The sequence below is a fragment of the Allobosea sp. R86505 genome (assembly GCF_042466375.1).
GTDB lineage: Bacteria > Pseudomonadota > Alphaproteobacteria > Rhizobiales > Beijerinckiaceae > Allobosea.
This window is the reverse complement of the sequence record NZ_JAXHPY010000001.1, coordinates 3,273,304-3,292,047: the sequence shown is the minus strand read 5'-3', so window position 1 is coordinate 3,292,047 and position 18,744 is coordinate 3,273,304. Positions and strand designations below refer to the sequence as shown.

Genomic DNA, 18,744 nt, shown 5'->3' with positions numbered 1-18,744 from the left:
GGCTTGTGCGGGCCGGCGCTCAGTCGACCTCGGCTGGCGCGGCGGTGGCATGCTCGCGCTGCCATCGCTCCGCGAGGTCGAGGAAATTGCGCAGGATCGTGGCGCCATGCTCGGAGGCGATGCTTTCGGGGTGGAACTGCACGCCATGGACCGGCAGGCTGCGATGCGACAGCGCCATGATCAAACCGTCCTGCGTCTCGGCCTCGATCGTCAGATCGGCCGGGCAGGTCTCGCGGGCGACGACCAGCGAATGATAGCGTGTCGCCTGCAGCGGGCCGTTGATGCCGCGGAACAGTCCCCGCGCCCGGTGCTCGATCGGGGAGACCTTGCCGTGCATCGGCAGAGGGGCCCTGACGACATCGCCGCCGAAGACCTGGCCGATCGTCTGCAGCCCGAGGCAGACGCCGAAAATCGGCTTCTTATCCGCGCCCTCGCGGACGAGATCGAGGCAGATGCCCGCCTCGTTGGGCGTGCAGGGGCCCGGCGAGAGCACGATCGCGTCGTGATCGCCGGCCAGCGCCTCATCGACGGAGAGCGCATCGTTGCGACGCACCTCGACCTCGGCTCCCAGTCCGCCGATCAGGTGGACCAGATTCCAGGTGAAGCTGTCGTAATTGTCGATCAGCAGGATGCGCATCGGCTCAAGCCACGGATTTTGGGTTCCGGTCATGCACGGTCGGGGGCGGGCTGGTCAAGTTTACGGCTCGTGGCGAATGCACAAGCAGCCGTCATTCTCGGGCGAAGCGAAGCGTAGACCCGAGAATCTCTTGCCGGAGATGCTCGGGGCGAGCCCGAGCATGACGCGCGATACCTCAGCCCCGCGCCCCGCGCGGCACGCCAGCGGTGCGGACCGAGCCCTGGCCGGGCGCCGTCTCGATGCCGAGCGTCGGCAGGGCGAGCGTCCGCTGGCCGCGGAAATCGACATGACAGACGATCAGGCCGCGTTCCTCGATATAGGCGATCAGCCGGCGCGCGCGGCTCGGCGAATGGGTGCCATAGACCTGCGCCAGCTCGGCATCGCTGGGGCAGGGCGCGCCCTCCATCGCGGCGCGCGCGATGAACAGGAAGAGCCCGTGCAGATCGTCCGGTAGTGAAAGAGACGCCTCGACCGCCGCCTGCCAGGTCGCCGAGCCGGTGATCTCCTCGCCGGCTCCCGCCTTGGCGACGGCCAGCCGCCGGCGGAACTCGTCGAGGCTGAGCTGTGTGCGGCCGAGCCGGCGCATCCGGCAGCGGACGGTGAAATCCTGATAGAGCACGGCGACCTGGCGCGAGCGGGCCTCGGGATCGGCCATCAGCTCGCGCAGGATCTCGACCATGATCGCCTCGCGCTCCGCCGGCTCGATTTCGACCTCAGGCTCCGGATCGAGGGCGGGCGTGGGGCGGTAGCTCTCGATCTGGCGCAGCGTGTCGTGGACGGCCGGGCGCGGTCGCGGGGCCGGGCGCGGCAGGCGGCTCACGGGTGCAGGCTCGTCGGCACCGGCGGTGAAGATCAGCTTGCCGGCCTCCTCGGGCGCCTGCTCGGGCAGCGGCATCAGCCCCGGCGCGCCGCCGCGGTCGACCGAGGTGACGGAGCCGATCCGCAGCGGCAGCGGCCGCTTCGACAGGGCAGGGCCGAGCGCGACGAACTGCCCGCGCTCGAGGTCGCGGAACATCTCGGCCTGGCGGCGGTCCATGCCGAGCAGATCGGCGGCGCGCGCCATGTCGATGTCGAGGAAGGTGCGCCCCATCAGGAAGTTGGAAGCCTCCGCTGCGACGTTCTTGGCGAGCTTGGCGAGCCGCTGTGTCGCGATGACGCCGGCGAGCCCGCGCTTGCGCCCGCGGCACATCAGGTTGGTCATCGCGCCGAGCGAGAGCCTGCGCGCCTCGTCGGAGGCCTCGCCCGCCATGACGGGGGCAAAGAGCTGCGCCTCGTCGACCACGATCAGCATCGGGAACCAGAGCGAACGGTCGACGTCGAACAGGCCGCCGAGGAAGGCGGCGGTGGCGCGCAGCTGCTCGTCGGCTTCCAGATTCTCCAGATTGAGCACCACCGAGACGCGGTGCTGGCGCACCCGCAGCGCGACGCGCTGCAACTCGGCCTCGCCGCATTCGGCATCGACGACGACATGGCCGAACTGCTCGGCGAGGCTGACGAAATCGCCCTCCGGGTCGATCACCGCCTGCTGCACCAAGGGCGCGCTCTGTTCGAGCAGCCGCCGCAGCAGATGCGATTTGCCCGAGCCGGAATTGCCCTGGACGAGGAGCCGCGTCGCCAGCAGCTCGGCAAGGTCCAGCAGGGCGGGTTGGCCGCCCTGTGTCAGCCCCATGTCGATCGCCGTGGTCACGCCGTCAAACGCTCCGGTTGCCGCAGGCCGCCCGTTCCGGTCGGGCGGGAAGCCTCGCAGCCGGCGCTTCTATCACAGGCGGCCGCCGACGCGCCCGGTCTGCGCCCGGCGTCCACAACAAAGCGGAACGGCCTTTCAGCGCGGGCAGCGCCGCGCCCGCTCCTCGCGCTGGATGTCGGCGATGGTGCGGCGCTGCGCGGCCGAGAGCGGCACGTCCTCGGCATTATCGTACTGGCAGCCGGCATTGCCGAAGGCGTCGATGCCGCGGCGCGTGCGGAAGCAGTAGCCCTGCGCCTTGTAGATCTCGTTGCGCGCATACCAGAGGTCGTCGCAACTCTCGGCCCGGGCGGGGAGGGGATTGGCCGTCATCGCGAACAGCGGCCCGAGCACCGCCAGTCCCATCGTCAGTGCGCGCATGCTCGATCCTCCCCGACCCCATGGACCCGGCTGGCAGTCTGGGCGAGGCGGCGGCGCGCGGCAAGCTGTCGACCCGGTTCGCCCAGCGCCCAGACGCGTCGCGTCGCGCAAGGGTCGTCGGACGGCGATAGCCTGCTCCGTGGAGGGCCAATCCATGCGTACCTATGGCTATTGCGAGCGGATCGGCGATCATCTCTGGGACGAGCCCTGGAACGCCGTGACCAACGGCGCCTTCCTGCTGGCCGCCTTGGCCGCCTTCCTGCTGTGGCGGAGGGCGGGCGGGCAGGATCGTCCGGTGCTCCTCCTCATCGGTCTCGTCGCCGCGATTGGCATCGGCTCCTTCCTGTTCCACACCGCGCCGCAGCCCTGGACGCTGGCCGCCGACGTCGTGCCGATCCAGCTCTTCGCCTTCTCCTATTTCGCCCTGGCGCTGGCGCGCTTCGTCGGCCTCGGACCGGCCGCCACCGGTCTGGGGACCGCAGCCTTCTTCGGCTTCGCCCTGTTCCTGAGCTGGACGGCGGCCATCTTTCTCCCGCCGGGGCTGCGCGGCTCCACCGGTTATGCGGCCTTCCTGCTCGGGCTGTGGGGGATGGCCGGCGTGCTGTGGCGTCGCGATGGCAGCCGGCAGACGGCCCGGATCATCGCGCTGGCGGGGCTCGTCTTCGCCGTCTCCCTGACCTTCCGGACGCTCGATCGCCCGCTCTGCGACGCCATTCCGCTCGGAACCCATTGGCTCTGGCACATCCTGAACGCGACGGTGCTGTATCTCCTGCTGAGGGCCGCGATTTTGCAGGGGCCGGTCCAGCCTGACGCTGGTAGTCGGCGCTCACGGCCGGCGATACGGTGAGCTCTGCGCACGTCGCCGCCCACCCCGAAACGGACCAGTCCCCATGACCCGCCGCGCCCGCATCCTCGTGATCAACCCCAACTCGAACGAGGCCGTCACCGAAGGGCTGCGCCAGGCCGTTCTGCCGCTGACCTACTCGGACGGCCCCGAGATCCTCTGCGAGACGCTGACCGAAGGCCCCTTCGGCGTCGAGACGCAGGAGCACGCCGAGAGCGTGACGATCCCGCTGCGCCGCAAGGTTGAGGCCGCCAACGGCGTCGATGCCTTCGTCATCGCCTGCTATTCCGACCCCGGCCTGCATGTCGCCCGCGAGGGCACGACGAGCCCAGTCTTCGGCATCGCCGAGAGCGGCGTCCTGACAGCACTCGCCCGCGCCGACCGCTTCGGCGTGATCGCGATCAAGTCGCGCTCGATCCCGCGCCATATCCGCTATCTCCGCCAGATGGGGCTGATGGACCGCCTCGCCGGCGAGCGTCCGCTGGAGATGTCGGTCGCCGAGACCGCCTCGGGCGACCGCACGCTGGAGCGCATGATCGCGATCGGCCGCGAGCTGAAGGAGATCGATGGCGCCGGCGCCATCGTCATGGGCTGCGCCGGCATGGCCCGGCACCGCCGCCCGCTCGAAGAGGAACTCGGCATCCCCGTGATCGACCCGACCCAGGCCGCCGTGACGATGGCGCTCGGGACGCTGGCGGTTCGTTGACCGGCGGGCGCTCGCCCGCGGCATGGCGGCCTCGCGTCGGGTAACGGAGGCGCCCGGCACGCGATCTGCTATGAGCGCGCCATGCTGAAAGAGTTTTTCGCCTATTACCGGCCGCACCGGGCGCTGTTCCTGGTCGATTTCGGCTGCGCCGTGCTGTCGGGCCTGCTCGAACTGGGCTTTCCGATGGCGGTGAAGGCTTTCGTGGATCTGCTGCTCCCGCGGGGCGACTGGCCGCTGATCATGCTGGCGGGCCTCGCCCTGCTCGTCGTCTACGCGGTCAACTCCGGCCTCATGGCGATCGTCACCTATTGGGGCCACAGGCTCGGCATCAACATCGAGACGGAGATGCGCCGGCGCGCCTTCGACCATCTCCAGAAGCTCTCCTTCCGCTTCTATGACGAGCAGAAGACCGGCCACCTCGTCGCCCGCGTCACCAAGGATCTCGAGGAGATCGGCGAGGTCGCCCATCACGGGCCGGAAGATCTCTTCATCGCGATCATGACCTTCATCGGCGCCTTCCTGCTGATGCTCTATGTGCATCCGCAACTCGCCCTGATCACCGCGCTGATCGTCCCTCTCGCCGGCTTTATCGTGGCGCGCTACGGCGCGCTGATGGCGCAGAATTGGCGCCGGCAATTCGGCCGCGTCGGCGCCTTCAATGCCCGGCTGGAGGAAAACATCGGCGGGATGCGCGTCGTCCAGGCCTTCGCCAACGAGGCCCATGAGCGCGCCCTCTTCGCCGGCGACAACCAGCGCTACCGCACCACCAAGCTGGAGGCCTACCGCATCATGGCCGCCAGCCAGGCCATCAACTATCTCGGCATGCGCATGGTCCAGCTCGCGGTGATGCTGGCCGGCACCTATTACGTCGTGCAGGGCAGCCTCAGCGTCGGCGGTTTCGTCGGATTTTTGCTGCTTGTCGGCGTGTTCTATCGCCCGCTCGACAAGATCGCGAACGTCATCGAGACCTATCCGAAGGGCATCGCCGGCTTCCAGCGCTATCAGGAATTGCTCGCGACCGAGCCCGACATCGCCGATGCGCCCGACGCGATCGAGGCTCCGCCGCTGAAGGGCGACATCCGTTTCGAGGGCGTCGGCTTCGGCTATGCCAGCGAGCGCCCGGTCCTCTTGGGCATCGAGTTGTCGGTCGCGGCCGGCGAGACGGTCGCCTTCGTCGGGCCCTCCGGCGCCGGCAAGACCACGCTGCTCTCGCTGCTGCCGCGCTTCTACGAGGTCGATGCAGGCGCCATCACCGTCGACGGCCACGACATCCGCACGCTGACGCTCGCCTCGCTGCGCCGCCAGATCGGCATCGTGCAGCAGGACGTCTTCCTCTTCGCCGGCACGATCCGTGAGAACATCGCCTATGGCCGCCTCGATGCCAGCGAGGCGGAGATCACGCAGGCCGCCCGCCGCGCCAGGCTCGAGACGATGATCGCGGACCTGCCCGCCGGGCTCGACACGGTGATCGGCGAGCGCGGCGTCAAGCTCTCCGGCGGACAGAAGCAGCGCCTCGCCATCGCCCGCATCTTCCTGAAGAACCCGCCGATCCTGATCCTCGACGAGGCGACCTCGGCGCTCGACACCGAAACGGAAGCCGCGATCCAGCAATCCCTGACCGAACTCTCCGAGGGGCGCACCACGCTGGTCATCGCCCATCGCCTCGCTACCATCCGCCATGCCGACCGCATCGTCGTGGTGACGCAGGCCGGCATCGCCGAGCAGGGCCGCCATGATGAGTTGCTGGGCGCGAACGGCCCCTACCGCGCGCTGCACGAGGCGCAGGTCGCGCCGCTGCGGCAGGCGATGGGAACGGCGGCCGAGTAGGCAGCGGCCATCGTCGCGATGGCCGTCATCGGCGCTCGGGCACGGAACCTGTCTGACAAGGTGAGGTTGAGCCAGGACGGCTCGGCCGGAAGCCGCCCTCCAGGCTCGGGAGACCATCGAGATGATGCGTATAGGAACCGTCGTCCTTGTGTTTCTCACCCTTCTGCTGGGCCCGGCCCTCGTCCTGGCGCAGGGCGTCGGAACGCCGGGCACCGGGCCGCTCGTGCCGGGTGGTCCGCGTCAGGGGCTGGGCCCACCCTCGCTCTCGGATTCGGTGCCGGATCTCCGCCTCCGGTCGAGTGGCGGCGGGATCCCCGGTGCCGGCCCGCCGATCGATTATGGAAGGCCTCCATCCTCAGGCACGAGCGGTGATGGTCTCGGGAGCCGCCCGCGCGTCCAGGCCGTCGGGCGGTTCTGCGAGACCCCGCGCACAACCTGCCGGCTCGGACGCACGGCCCTGCTCGGCCAGCCCTGTTCCTGCCGCGGCCGTGGACGGGGCGTGGTCGTCCGCTAGCCTAACGCGCCTCAGCCCGCGACGGCCCGCAACGCCGCGCGCGGCTGGCTCGGGGCGTGCAGCTGCGCCGCCGGCCGCGAAAAGCTCTGCCGGCCGTTCTTGAACCCCATGATCGGCTCGGCCAGGCCCGCCAGCGCCTCGGCCTGCGTCGGTGCGTCGAGCACGACGAGATCGGCCGGGTTGCCGATGGCGATGCCGTAATCCCTGAGGTTCATCAGCCGCGCCGGCAGCGCCGTCACGAGGTCAATACAGGCATCGAACCCTTCCGGGCCGACCTGCGCGACATTGGCGTAGAAATTCGCCATCCGCAGCAGCGAGGCATCGCCGAAGGGCGTGAACGGGTTCAGGACATTGTTGGTCGCGACCGAGCAGGTCACGCCGTGATCTAGCAGCCGGTGCGCCGGCGTCAGCCCGCGCGGCACGTCATGCGTCGCCTCCCGGCCGAGCAGATAGACGTCGGTCGCAGGCAGAACCGTCACTGCGACACCCGCTTCCGCCAGCCGCTCGGCGGCGCGCGTGAAGGCCTCGGGCGGCAGCGAGGACAGCTTGGTGACATGCCCGATCGCGACGCGTCCGCCATAGCCGTGGACGGTCGTTTGGCGGCAGACCTCGTCGAGATGCATCCAGCTCGCATCGAGATCGAAATCCAGATGGAAGTCGAGATCGACGTCGAAGCGCGTCGCCAGCGCAAACAGCCGGGCGATCTGCGCGTGCGGGTCAGTGTCGGTATAGGGGCAGCCACCCAGCGCATCCGCCCCGTCCTGCAGGGCCCGGACCAGCAGGTCCTCGGTGCCGGGATCGTTGGTCAGCCCCTCCTGCGGAAAGACGCACAGCGACAGGTCGATTGCCCAGGCATAGTCGCGCTTCAGCGCCTTCAGCGCCTCGAAGCTGCGCAGGCCCACGCGCGGATCGACCTCGACATGGCTGCGCATCCGCGTCGTGCCCTTGGCGATCGCCCGCTCCAGAACCTGCGCGCCGCGCTCATAGACATCAGGCGTCGTGAAATCGCGCTTCATCGCCGCAACGGCGGCGATCGCCGCCTTGAGCCCGCCCTGCAGATGCCCGCAGCGCCCGAGCAGGCAGGCCTTGTCGAGATGGACATGGCTGTCGACGAAGCCCGGAAGCACGGCGCGGCCGCCGAGCACCACTTCGGGGGCATCCGCCACGATGACCGGCGCGATGGCGGCAAAGCGCCCCCGCCGGACACCGATGTCGACGGGCCTAGCCGCTCCGGGAAGGGCCGCCTGCCGGAAGATGAGGTCGAAGGCGCTGTCGTCGGGCATCGGCACGGAGCTGTCGGGGCGGGGATTCGGTGGGAGGCTAAACTGTATGCACTTTACATGCCGGTTGCCGCCTGTGAAGGCTGCGATCGGGGCCGGGAGGCCGTCAGCCGGCGGCTTTGGCGCGCGCCGCTCGCGGCGGCTCGGCATAGGGCGCCAGGATGTCCATGATGTCGCGCCCGCGCGGCCGCGTCTGGGCGACCAGAGCGCGGCTCGCCACCGAATCGAGATGGTGGTGCATCAGCGACATCACGGCGTCGGCATCGCCCTTGGCGAGCGCGTCGATCAGCAGCCGGTGCTCGTTGATGGCGCATTCGGAGGAATGCGGGCGGCTGAACAGCGACAGCGTCAGGCAGCAGCGATAGGCGATCTCGCTGACATAGCGGATCAGGATCGGGCTCTCCGTCATGCTGGCGAGCAGGATGTGGAATTCGGTCGCAAGCCGGATCGAGATCGCGTCGGGGCCGTTGCGCGCCTCGTCCTCGGCATCGACATGGGCGTGGAGCTCGGCGATCTGCGCCTTGGTCAGCCGTCCCGCCAGTTGCCGCACGACCAGCCGCTCGAGTTCGATGCGGATGTCGAAGGCGTCCCGCGCCTCCTGCCAGCTCGGCGTCGCCACCACGGCGATGCGGTTGCGGCGCAGCTCGACCAGCCCCTCGGCGGCGAGCTGACCCAGCGCATGGCGCGCGATCGTGCGGCTGACGCCGAAGCGCTCGCCGAGCGCATCCTCCGGCAGCTTGGCTCCCGGCTCCAGCGCCTGCTCGATGATGGCGCGGCGCAGCGCGCGGCAGATCGTTCCGACCCGGTCGGTCGCAGGGCGGCTGCGGTTGTCCTCGCGCGTCATCACCGAAATCCGAATGCGTGAGCCTCCGTCTTAGCCCCGAGGCTGGGGTGGCCGCAATCCGCGGCTGCAATCGCCGGTTGGCGCCGCGCGAAAGGAGGCAAGGGATGGGCGGCGACGGTGAGATAGGCATGGCATCGCTATTGCATGCACTTTTCAGAAGACAGGCATGCAGTCGTAGGGGCGCTCCCTCGGCTGCGACGCCTTTGGCCGCCCGGGCTGCGCCGGTGCCCGCGATCGCGCCGTCGCGGGTCGCCGTCATCGTCGGCGAGGGAGCCAGTGGGTGGCCGGCGCCGAAATGCTTGAATCATCGTCTCAGAAAAGGGGAACAAGATGCTGAAAAGACTCTGCCTCGGTGCCGCAGCAGGCCTCGCCATGGCCGGGCTGGCCTTCACCGGCGTCGCGCTGGCGCAGGAAACCACGATCAAGTTCACCCTGGGCTGGAAGACGCAAGGCTCGGACGCCGCCTTCTTCGTCGCCCGCGACAAGGGCTACTACAAGGCCGAGGGGCTGAACGTGATCATCGACCAGGGCGAGGGCTCGGGCGCGACCGTGACCCGCATCATGGGCGGCGCCTATGATGCCGGCTTCGGCGACGTCAACGCCATCATCCAGAACGCCGCGACCAAGCCGGGCGAGAACCCGGTCATGGTCTACATGATCTGGAACCGCCCGCCCTTCGCGATTTCCAGCAAGAAGGCGACCGGCATCACCAAGCCGAAGGATCTCGAGGGCAGGACGCTGGGCGGGGCGCCGGGCACGCCGACGACCCGCCTGCTCGAGGTCTTCGCCCGCAAGAACGGGCTCGACATGGGCAAGATCAAGCTCACCAGCATGGCGCCCAACCTGCAGGAGCCGCTGCTGATCAAGGGCGACATCGACGGCGCGCTGGTGTTCAACATCACCAGCTATTTCAACCTGCTGCTCAACCGCCAGGACCCGGAGAAGGACTTCAACTGGCTCACCTTCGGCGATTTCGGGCTCGATCTTTATTCCAATGGGCTGATGGTCTCGCAGAAGCTGATCAAGGAGAATCCCAAGGCCGTCGCCGGCCTCGTGCGCGCCACCAACAAGGCGATGCTCGAGATTGCGAAGGACCAGGCCGTCGGCATGAAGGCGGTGATGGCCTATGACGCCCTCGTCAACGAGGCGATCGAGAAGAAGCGCCTGCAATACTCCTTCAGCGAACTCATCGTCTCGCCGGAGATGAAGGAGATCGGCGTCGGCGACACCAAGGACGCCCGCATGGCCAGCGCCATCGGCATCATCGCCGAGGGCTACCAGCTCGCCCGCACGCCCAAGCCCGAGGAGATCTTCTCCCGCGCCTTCCTGCCGCCCAAGGCCGAGCGCGAGCTGGTCTACACGGCGAATTGAGACAGCGAGGCGATTACGCCCGGTCGGCGAGGCTCATGACCAGTGTCATGGGGTTCGCCGGCCCGGGCGTGAAGCCGTAGCGCTCATAGAAGCGTTTCGCATCCTCCGAGATGGCGTGGACGAGAAGGCCCCTGATGCCGAGGATCGTGGCCGCCTGGCGTGTCCGCAGGACGGCATCCCTGAGGATCGCGACCCCCAGGCCTTGTCCCTGGAAGGACCGGTCGACGGCCAGTCGCCCCAGGACGGCCATCGGGATCGGGTCCGGCATGTTGCGTTTCAGCCGGCCGGGCGCTTCGTTTGCGACGAGAGCCCCCGAAGCGAGCGCGTAATAGGCGGCGACCCGGCCGGTTTCGTCGGCGACGACATAGGTTCGCGAAGCGCCGCTGGCCTGGTTGGAACGTGATCGGCGCCTAAGCCAGTCGTCGAGGACGGAAACGCCTGAATCGAAGTCGTCGAGCCTGTGACGGTCGTCGAGCGGGGCAGGGGCGCCCAGCATCAGTCTTTCCAGGGGCGAGGCGCCGACATCAGGCGCTCATAGGCCTCGCCACTGGGGGGCCGGTCGAGGACCTCGACAAATCGATCATAGGTCGCGAGATCGACCCGGATGAGGGTCTGGTCCAGAAGCGTGTCTTCGGCCGCGCGCCTCGCGGCGTCGATCATGAACTCCGAGCGCGTCTTGCTCTGTGTGCTGGCGGCGTGATCGATCAGGTCGCGAACGTCTTCGCGGATACGCAGATTGACGGCGCGCGTCGCGATCTTCGGTGATGCGGGCATGGGGCCTCCTGAGCGGAGCATCTTAGCAGCAGAGATACACATTGTGTATCCGATGTCGGAAGCGGAGCGGGATAGGCGCGTTCCCTGACTCGCCTTCCGTGGAGTCACGTTCTATAAAAGAACAAAGACGGAACATGAGCCCTCATGCTGCCCTGCCCGGACCCCGCTTCCCTGACCGATCTGCGCCGTCATCTCGCCGAGATGGCGCTGCGCGGCGCGCCTGCGGCGGTGGGGCAGGTGAGTTTCGGCGCGCCCGCCCTCGATGCGGCGCTGGGCGGCGGCATCGCCCGCGCGGCCCTGCACGAGGTCTATGCGCCCGCCACGGCCGATCTCGCGGCGGCGACGGGCTTCGCCGTCGGTCTCGCGATCCGGGCCGCGCAGGAGCGCCCGATCCTCTGGGTGCGGCAGGATGTCGTCGATGCCGAGACCGGCCGGCTGCATCCGCCGGGGCTGACCGAACTCGGGCTCGATCCCGCCCGCGTCCTGCTGGTGCGGGCGCGCGATGCCGAGGGCGTGCTGCGCGCCGGCGCCGAGGCCGCCCGCTGCCCGGCGCTGGGGGCGGTGCTGATCGAGCCCTGGGGCGCGCCGCGCCGCCTCGATTTGACCGCGAGCCGGCGCCTGGCCCTGGCGGCGGAAGGCTCGGGCGCTACCACGCTTTTGCTGCGCGCCGCCGTGGCGCCGCAGCCGAGCGCGGCCTCGACCCGCTGGCAGGTCGCGTCCCTGCCGTCGCGGGCGCTCGAGGCGAATGCACCAGGAGCCCCCGCCTTCAGCCTCCGATTGCTGCGGCATCGCGGGGGGCTGGGTGAGTGTGAGTGGCGTGTGGAGTGGAGCCGTGACCGACAATCTTTCCAGGAGAGCCCTGTCCAGAGCGACGTCCGAAACCGTCAGGCCGCTGCCGGCCGCGACGAGCCCCCCCGTCACCCCAGAGCCAGCCCCGATGCCACGCCGCTATCTCGCCCTGTGGTTCCCTTTCCTGCCGACCGACCGGCTGCGGCGGGAGGGCCGGGTCCCGACATCCGGCGTACCGGCTGACGCCCCGCTGGTCGTCTATGCCCATCGCGGCAATGCGCTTCGCCTCGTCGCGGGGGACGATCGGGCTCTCGCCCTCGGCCTGGCGCGGGATCTCACCCTGGCCGACGCGCGGGCCCGCATTCCCGGGCTGATCGCGATCGAGGCCGAGCCTGAGGCCGACGAGGCCCTGCTGATGCGGCTCGCCGCCTTCTGCGACCGCTTCACCCCGCTGGTCGCGCTCGATCGCCCCCAGGGCCTGCTGCTCGACATCACCGGCTGCGCCCATCTCTTCGGCGGGGAGGGCGCGCTGCTGGCGACGATCGGCCGCTGGATGCAGCGCGGCGGTCTCGCGCTCCGTTCGGCCGTCGCGGGCACGCCCGAGGCGGCCCATGCGCTGACCCGCTTCGGCCGGGGCGGGATCGTGCCGCCCGGGCAGGACGAGGCCTGGCTGCGTCCGCTGCCGGTCGCGGCACTCGAGCTTCCCCCGAAACCGCGCTTGCCTTGACCCGGGCGGGCCTGAGGACGCTGGCCGACCTCGCGGAGCGCCCCTCCAAGGCGCTGTCGGCCCGCTTCGGCGAGGATCTGGTAACGCGGCTGCGGCGCATGCTCGGCCATGAGGATGCCCGCCTCACGCCGCTGCGCCCGCCGCCGGCCTGCCTGGTCGAGCGCCATTTCGCCGAGCCGATGCTCGATCTCGACGGGCTGCAGGAGGTCGTCGCCCGGCTGATCGCGGAGGCCGCACGCGTGCTGGAACAGCGCGGCGAGGGCGGGCGCGTCTTCGAGATCGGCTTCCATCGCAGCGACGGGGCGGTGCGCCGGCTGGTGATCGAGACCGGGCGCCCGACGCGCGATGGCAAGGCCATCTTGCGGCTCTGGCGCGAGCGCATCGAGAGCCTCTCCGACCCGCTCGATCCCGGCTTCGGCTTTGATGCGGTGCGCCTCGCCGTGCCGGTCTGCGAGCCGCTGAGCGAAAGCCAACCGAGCCTCGACCGCCGCGCCGTCGAGGACGAGGCCGTGGCTGATCTCGTCGACCGGCTGGTCGTGCGCTTTGGGCGGGACCGGGTGCTGCGCTTCGTGGCGCAGGACAGCCACCATCCCGTCCGGGCGGCGAAAGCCCGCTCGGCCGCGCTGCCGCCGGCCGGCAGCGCATGGCAGGCGCCGGTGCCGCATGAGCCGCCGACGCGCCCGCTCCAGCTCTTCGAGCCGCCCCAGCCGGTGGAGGCGATCGCCGAGGTGCCGGACGGCCCGCCGATCCGCTTCCGCTGGCGCCGGCTCATCCATGACGTCGCCCGCGCCGAGGGCCCGGAGCGGATCGCGCCGGAGTGGTGGCGCGACGGCTCCAGCGAGCCGATGCGCGACTATTACCGCGTCGAGGACTCGGCAGGCCGCCGCTTCTGGCTCTTCCGCATCGGCTTCCACGAGCCGGAGCAGGCGCTGCCGCGCTGGTTCCTGCATGGGCTGTTTGCATGAATCAGGCTCTCAACCCCTTCGCCGAACTCGTTGCCGCGACGAATTTTTCCTTCCTGCGCGGCGCCTCGCCCGGTCCCAATCTCGTGCTCACGGCGCTGCTGCTGGGCCATGCGGGCCTGGGCCTCGCAGACCGCAACACGGTGGCGGGCGTGGTGCGGGCCTGGAGCGCGCTGCGGCAGCTGCGCGAGGACGGTTTGCCCCCGGCCGAGAAGCTGAAGGAGGGCGACAGTCCCGGCGAGCATGTCTGGATCGAGAACCCGGCCTTCGCCGATCTGCCCTTCACCGCGGAGCAGCTGCGGGCGATGGCGCGGGATTTCCGGCTCGCTCTCGGCAGCCGGCTCGTCTTCGCCGACGGCACGCCCGACATCGTCGTCTACCCCGCCAACCGCAGCGGCTGGGGCAGGCTCTGCCGCCTGCTCAGCGAGGGCAACCGGCGCGCCGGCAAGGGCGAATGCATCCTGAACCTCGACGATCTCCTCACCGACACCCGCGATCTCCTGCTCATCCTGATCCCGCCGCGCGATCTCGCTGGCCTGCCTGCGCTGCTCGCCCGGCTGGACGAGGCCGCGCCCGGCTCGCTCTGGCTCGGCGCCAGCATGCACCGGCGCGGTGACGACCGCCGACGCCTGGCGCGGCTGAAGGCGATCGCCGCCGCGACCCGGACCCCGCTGCTGGCGACCAACGACGTGCTCTATGACTCAGTCGAGCAGCGCGACCTGCAGGACGTGCTGACCTGCATCCGCGAGGGCGTCTCGATCGAGCGGGCGGGGCGCCTGCTCGAGGCCAATGCCGAGCGCCATCTCAAGACGCCCCAGGAGATGATCCGGCTCTTCCGCGATGCCCCCGAGGCGATCGCCGAGACGCGCCATCTCCTCGCCCGCATCGACTTCGATCTCGGCCAGCTCGAATACGAATATCCCGACGAGCCCGTCCCGCCCGGCTGGAGCGACCAGGCCTGGCTCACGGAACTGGTGCGGCGCTGCAGCGACATCCGCTATCCCGACGGGGTACCGGCGAAGGTCGAGGCCCTGCTGCGCAAGGAGCTCGATCTGATCGCGGGGCTGAACTACGCCCGCTACTTCCTCACCATCCACCAGATCGTCGAATTCGCCGTCAGCCGCGGCATCCTCTGCCAGGGCCGCGGTTCGGCCGCCAATTCCGCCGTCTGCTATGTGCTGGGCATCACTGCCGTCGACCCCGCCGAGAGCGACGTGCTGTTCGAGCGTTTCATCTCGACGCAGCGCCGCGAGCCGCCCGATATCGACGTCGATTTCGAGCATGAGCGGCGCGAGGAGGTGATCCAGTGGATCTATGAGCGCTATGGCCGGCACCGCGCCGGCATCGTCGCGACCGTCATTCGCTACCGCCCGCGCAGCGCCATCCGCGATGTCGGCAAGGCGCTGGGACTGACGGAAGACGTCACCGCGCGCATCGCCGGCACGCAATGGGGCAGCTGGGGCACGGAGATCGGCGACGACCGCGTCCGCCAGGCCGGGCTCGACCCCGCCAACCCCACGATCCGCCGCGCGGTCGACTTCGCCATCCGCCTGCTCGGCTTCCCGCGCCATCTCTCGCAGCATGTCGGCGGCTTCGTGCTGGCGCGCGGGCGCCTCGACGAGATGGTTCCCGTCGGCAATGCCGCGATGGCGGACCGCACCTTCATCGAATGGGACAAGGACGACATCGACGAACTGCGCCTGATGAAGGTCGACGTGCTCGCCTTGGGCATGCTGACCTGCATCCGCAAGGCCTTCGACCTGCTGCGGCAGCATGAGGGCCTCGAGATGGGGCTGGCCGACGTGCCCAAGGATGACGGGCCGACCTACGACATGCTTTGCCGGGGCCAATCGCTCGGCGTCTTCCAGGTCGAGAGCCGGGCGCAGATGAACATGCTGCCGCGGCTGAAGCCGCGCATCCTCTACGACCTCGTCATCCAGGTCGCGATCGTCCGGCCCGGCCCGATCCAGGGCGATATGGTCCATCCCTATCTGCGCCGCCGCGCCGGGATCGAGCCGGTGCATTACCCGGCGCCGGCCCCGGAGCATGGCCCGGCCGACGAGCTTTTTCAGGTGCTGAATAAGACCAAGGGCGTGCCGCTCTTCCAGGAGCAGGCGATGAAGCTCGCCATGGTCGCCGCGAAATTCTCCGACAGCGAGGCCAATGGCCTGCGCAAGGCGATGGCGACCTTCCGCAGCGACGGCAGCATCGGCAATTATCAGGACATGATGGTCGAGCGCATGGTGGCGCGCGGCTATGAGCGTGATTTCGCCCAGCGCTGCTTCGACCAGATCAAGGGCTTCGGCAGCTACGGCTTTCCCGAAAGCCACGCCGCCTCCTTCGCCAAGCTGGTCTACATCTCCTCCTGGCTGAAATGCCACCATCCGGCGGCCTTCGCCTGCGCGCTGCTGAACGCGCAGCCCATGGGCTTCTATGCCCCGGCCCAGATTGTGCGCGAGGCGCAGGAGATCGGCGGCGTCGAGCCGCGCGCGATCGATGTGAATTTCAGCTTCTGGGACAATGGGTTGGAGCCGACTGTCCATTCCCGCTTCGCCCTGCGTCTCGGCTTCCGCCAGATCGACGGCTTCCGCGAGGAATGGGGCCTGCGCATCGCGGCGCGGCGGGGCGGGGGCTACGCCGATGTCGAGGAGCTGATGCGCCGGGCCGATCTGCCGGGCCGCGCGATGCGGCTGCTCGCCGATGCCGACGCCTTCCGTTCGCTCGGTCTCGACCGCCGCGAGGCGCTCTGGGCCGTGCGCCGCCTGCCGGATGACGAGGCCCTGCCGCTCTTCGCCGCCGCCCAGGCGCGCGAGCTCGGCGAGGAGCCGGCCCTGCCGCTGCCGGTCATGCCGCTGCCGCAGCAGATCGTCGCCGACTACCAGACGGCCCGGCTCTCGCTGAAAGGGCACCCGATGGGCATGCTGCGGCCGCTCTTCCGGCGCGACCGCGTGCTGAGTTGCGCCGAGCTCGAAGGCCGCCCCGACGGCAGCTGGGCCGCGACCGCCGGCGTCGTGCTGGTGCGCCAGCGCCCCGGCAACGGCAAGGCGATCTTCATCACGCTGGAGGACGAGACCGGCATCGCCAACATCCTGCTCTGGGCGCGCCTGTTCGAGCGCTTCCGGCGCGAGGTGATGAGCGGGCGGCTGCTCCAGATCGAGGGCCGGGTGCAGAAGAGCCCCGAGGGCGTGGTCCATCTGATGGCCCAGCGCGTCGTCGACCGCACCGCCGATCTCGCGAGCCTGTCGGAAAGCCACAGCGCCACGATCACGCTGACGCGCGCCGACGAGTTCAAGCATCCCCAGCCGCCGCGCGGGCGCCATCCGCGCGATGTCCGCATCCTGCCGAAATCGCGCGATTTCCACTGACTGCCGCACAAGGGGTCATATTGCCTATAAAATGAGCAAAATATCCAGATCGCATACGTGATGGACCCCGCGGCCCCACTTCGGGGCAAGATGGCGGGCCTCTTTGGTCGTGAGGCGCTCTCCCAAAGTTCAAGTCGTACGACCTTCGTATGGCATGCCCGTTGCTAACCTCGTGCCGCCGCTCGCAGGAGCGCGCGGCCAACACAGGGGAGAAACACGTGTCCGTATCCAGCTTCACCCGCTCGGCCCTTCTCGGCCTCGGCCTTTCGACGGCGCTCGTCACCGCCGCGCTCGCTCAGGAGAAGGTCCTGCGCATCGGCATGACGGCGGCGGACATTCCGCGGACCCACGGCCAGCCCGACCAGGGCTTCGAGGGCAACCGCTTCACCGGCATCCCGATGTATGACGCACTGACCCATTGGGATCTCTCCTCGGCGGAGAAGGCGAGCGTCGTCATCCCCGGCCTCGCCACCGAATGGGCGGTCGATGCCACCGACAAGACGAAATGGACCTTCAAGCTGCGGCCCGGCGTCAAGTTCCAGGACGGCTCGGACTTCAACGCCGCCGCCGTCGTCTGGAACGTCGACAAGGTCCTGAACAAGGCGGCGGCGCATTTCGCCCCGGACCAGATCGGCGTCACCGTCTCGCGCATGCCGACGCTGCGGAGCGCCCGTGCGATCGACCCGCTCACCGTCGAGTTGACGACGAGCGAGCCCGACGCCTTCCTGCCGATCAACCTGACCAACCTGTTCATGGCGTCCCCGGCGCATTGGGCCGCCAAGCTTGCCGCCGTTCCGGCCTCGGTCACCGATCCCGCCGAGCGCGCCAAGCAGGCCTGGGCGGCCTTCTCGGCCGATCCGTCCGGCACCGGGCCGTTCAAGGGCGTGAAGCTGTCGCCGCGCGAGCGCTTCGAGATGGTCGCCAACAAGGCCTATTGGGACCCCAAGCGCGTTCCCAAGATCGACCGCGTCGTGCTGGTCCCCCTGCCGGAGGCCAATGCCCGCACCGCGGCCCTGCTCTCGGGCCAGGTCGACTGGATCGAGTTGCCCTCGCCGGACGCCGTGCCGCAGATCAAGCAGCGCGGCTTCACCGTCTACACCAACGCCCAGCCGCATGTCTGGCCCTGGCAGCTATCCTTCGTCGAGGGATCGCCCTGGCTCGACAAGAAGGTGCGCCACGCCGCCAATCTCTGCGTCAACCGCGAGGAGCTGAAGACGCTGCTCGGCGGGCTGATGGAGATTCCCAAGGGCACCGTCCCCCCGGGCCATCCCTGGTGGGGCAATCCCAAATTCGACATCAAATACGATCTCGCGGCCGCCAAGAAGCTGATGACGGAAGCTGGCTATTCGGCGTCGAAGCCGGCGAAGGTGAAGGTGCTGACTTCGGCCTCGGGCTCGGGCCAGATGCAGCCACTGCCGATGAACGAGTTCATGCAGCAGGCGCTGAAGGAGTGCTTCTTCGACGTCGCGCTCGAGGTCGGCGAATGGAACGCCGTCTTCACCAACTGGCGCGAGGGCGCCAAGCACCCCAACGCCCGCGGCGCCAACGCCACCAACGTGACGTTCGCGGCGATGGACCCGTTCTTCGCCATGGTGCGCTTCACCTCGACCAAGGCCTTCCCGCCGGTCTCCAACAACTGGGGCTATTTCGGCAATGACGAGTTCGACAAGCTCATCGCCGATGCCCGCACCAGTTTCGACGGGACGGCGCGCGATGCGGCGCTCGCCAAGCTCCATGCCCGCATCGTCGAGGAAGCGCCCTTCGTCTGGGTGGCCCATGACGTCGGACCTCGGGCCATGAGTGCGAAGGTCAAGGGCGTGGTCCAGCCCAAGAGCTGGTTCATCGACCTCGCTCCGATGTCGATGGAGTAACATCCGATCGCGTCATTCTCGGGCGGCGCCAAGCGCCGACCCGAGAATCTCGTTCCGGAGATGCTCGGGTCTTCGCCCGAGCATGACGGCCCGAGGATCGGCCACTGGCACAGCCCTTGCGAAGCCAGT

At 69.2% G+C, this 18,744-nt stretch carries 16 protein-coding genes; 9 read left to right on the top strand and 7 right to left on the bottom strand.

Annotated features, from left to right (window positions below):
• Positions 1-19: 19 nt before the first annotated feature.
• The 3 genes from SJY11_RS15815 to SJY11_RS15805 form a co-directional block, all read right to left on the bottom strand.
• Entirely contained in the window at positions 20-670 is a 651-nt protein-coding gene (locus tag SJY11_RS15815) for an anthranilate synthase component II (RefSeq protein WP_376987642.1), read from the bottom strand.
• A gap of 142 nt (positions 671-812) precedes the next feature.
• Entirely contained in the window at positions 813-2,324 is a 1,512-nt protein-coding gene (locus SJY11_RS15810; protein ID WP_376987641.1) for a helicase HerA domain-containing protein, read from the bottom strand.
• Positions 2,325-2,459: 135 nt separating this feature from the next.
• On the bottom strand, positions 2,460-2,741 hold the full coding sequence (locus SJY11_RS15805; RefSeq protein ID WP_376987639.1) for a YARHG domain-containing protein: 282 nt from the start codon (positions 2,739-2,741) through the stop codon (positions 2,460-2,462).
• 154 nt (positions 2,742-2,895) lie between these two features.
• Here SJY11_RS15805 and SJY11_RS15800 point away from each other — a divergent pair, with 154 nt between their 5' ends.
• The 3 genes from SJY11_RS15800 (at position 2,896) to SJY11_RS15790 (ending at position 6,118) form a co-directional block, all read left to right on the top strand.
• Positions 2,896-3,588: a ceramidase domain-containing protein gene (locus SJY11_RS15800; RefSeq protein WP_376987637.1), complete on the top strand. Its 693-nt coding sequence runs from the start codon at positions 2,896-2,898 to the stop codon at positions 3,586-3,588.
• Positions 3,589-3,631: 43 nt separating this feature from the next.
• Positions 3,632-4,291: an aspartate/glutamate racemase family protein gene (locus SJY11_RS15795; protein WP_376987635.1), complete on the top strand. Its 660-nt coding sequence runs from the start codon at positions 3,632-3,634 to the stop codon at positions 4,289-4,291.
• 81 nt (positions 4,292-4,372) lie between these two features.
• Positions 4,373-6,118 carry an ABC transporter ATP-binding protein gene (locus tag SJY11_RS15790; protein WP_376987633.1) on the top strand — a complete coding sequence of 582 codons (1,746 nt, stop codon included), beginning with the start codon at positions 4,373-4,375 and terminating at the stop codon, positions 6,116-6,118.
• A gap of 525 nt (positions 6,119-6,643) precedes the next feature.
• Here SJY11_RS15790 and SJY11_RS15785 read toward each other — a convergent pair.
• Both SJY11_RS15785 and SJY11_RS15780 read right to left on the bottom strand, forming a co-directional pair.
• Complete coding sequence (locus tag SJY11_RS15785) at positions 6,644-7,915, bottom strand: amidohydrolase family protein (protein WP_376989344.1); 1,272 nt, start codon at positions 7,913-7,915, stop codon at positions 6,644-6,646.
• A gap of 103 nt (positions 7,916-8,018) precedes the next feature.
• Positions 8,019-8,756, bottom strand: a complete 738-nt coding sequence (locus SJY11_RS15780; protein ID WP_376987631.1) for a GntR family transcriptional regulator — start codon at positions 8,754-8,756, stop codon at positions 8,019-8,021.
• 330 nt (positions 8,757-9,086) lie between these two features.
• On the opposite strand from SJY11_RS15780, the gene SJY11_RS15775 reads away from it, so the two are divergent.
• Positions 9,087-10,127 carry an ABC transporter substrate-binding protein gene (locus SJY11_RS15775; protein ID WP_376987629.1) on the top strand — a complete coding sequence of 347 codons (1,041 nt, stop codon included), beginning with the start codon at positions 9,087-9,089 and terminating at the stop codon, positions 10,125-10,127.
• Between the two features lie 13 nt (positions 10,128-10,140).
• Here the strand turns inward: SJY11_RS15775 and SJY11_RS15770 are convergent, their stop codons facing one another.
• Both SJY11_RS15770 and SJY11_RS15765 read right to left on the bottom strand, forming a co-directional pair.
• Positions 10,141-10,623 (bottom strand): GNAT family N-acetyltransferase, encoded by a 483-nt coding sequence (locus tag SJY11_RS15770; protein ID WP_376987627.1) that lies wholly within the window; start codon positions 10,621-10,623, stop codon positions 10,141-10,143.
• The gene (locus SJY11_RS15765; RefSeq protein WP_376987625.1) at positions 10,623-10,901 is read right to left on the bottom strand and encodes a type II toxin-antitoxin system TacA family antitoxin; all 279 of its coding nucleotides are present in this window, start codon (positions 10,899-10,901) and stop codon (positions 10,623-10,625) included. Before SJY11_RS15765 ends, SJY11_RS15770 begins: the two co-directional genes overlap by 1 nt.
• 144 nt (positions 10,902-11,045) lie before the next feature.
• On the opposite strand from SJY11_RS15765, the gene SJY11_RS15760 reads away from it, so the two are divergent.
• The 5 genes from SJY11_RS15760 to SJY11_RS15740 all read left to right on the top strand — a co-directional run bounded on the left by SJY11_RS15760 (position 11,046) and on the right by SJY11_RS15740 (position 18,615).
• Positions 11,046-11,933 (top strand): ImuA family protein, encoded by an 888-nt coding sequence (locus SJY11_RS15760; protein ID WP_376987623.1) that lies wholly within the window; start codon positions 11,046-11,048, stop codon positions 11,931-11,933.
• Entirely contained in the window at positions 11,839-12,417 is a 579-nt protein-coding gene (locus tag SJY11_RS15755; protein WP_376987622.1) for a Y-family DNA polymerase, read from the top strand. Before SJY11_RS15760 ends, SJY11_RS15755 begins: the two co-directional genes overlap by 95 nt.
• Entirely contained in the window at positions 12,414-13,382 is a 969-nt protein-coding gene (locus SJY11_RS15750; RefSeq protein ID WP_376987620.1) for a DinB/UmuC family translesion DNA polymerase, read from the top strand. Before SJY11_RS15755 ends, SJY11_RS15750 begins: the two co-directional genes overlap by 4 nt.
• Positions 13,379-16,744 carry an error-prone DNA polymerase gene (locus SJY11_RS15745; protein ID WP_376987618.1) on the top strand — a complete coding sequence of 1,122 codons (3,366 nt, stop codon included), beginning with the start codon at positions 13,379-13,381 and terminating at the stop codon, positions 16,742-16,744. The genes SJY11_RS15750 and SJY11_RS15745 overlap by 4 nt, the downstream gene beginning before the upstream one ends.
• Positions 16,745-16,962: 218 nt before the next feature.
• Entirely contained in the window at positions 16,963-18,615 is a 1,653-nt protein-coding gene (locus SJY11_RS15740) for an ABC transporter substrate-binding protein (RefSeq protein WP_376987616.1), read from the top strand.
• Positions 18,616-18,744 lie beyond the last annotated feature (129 nt).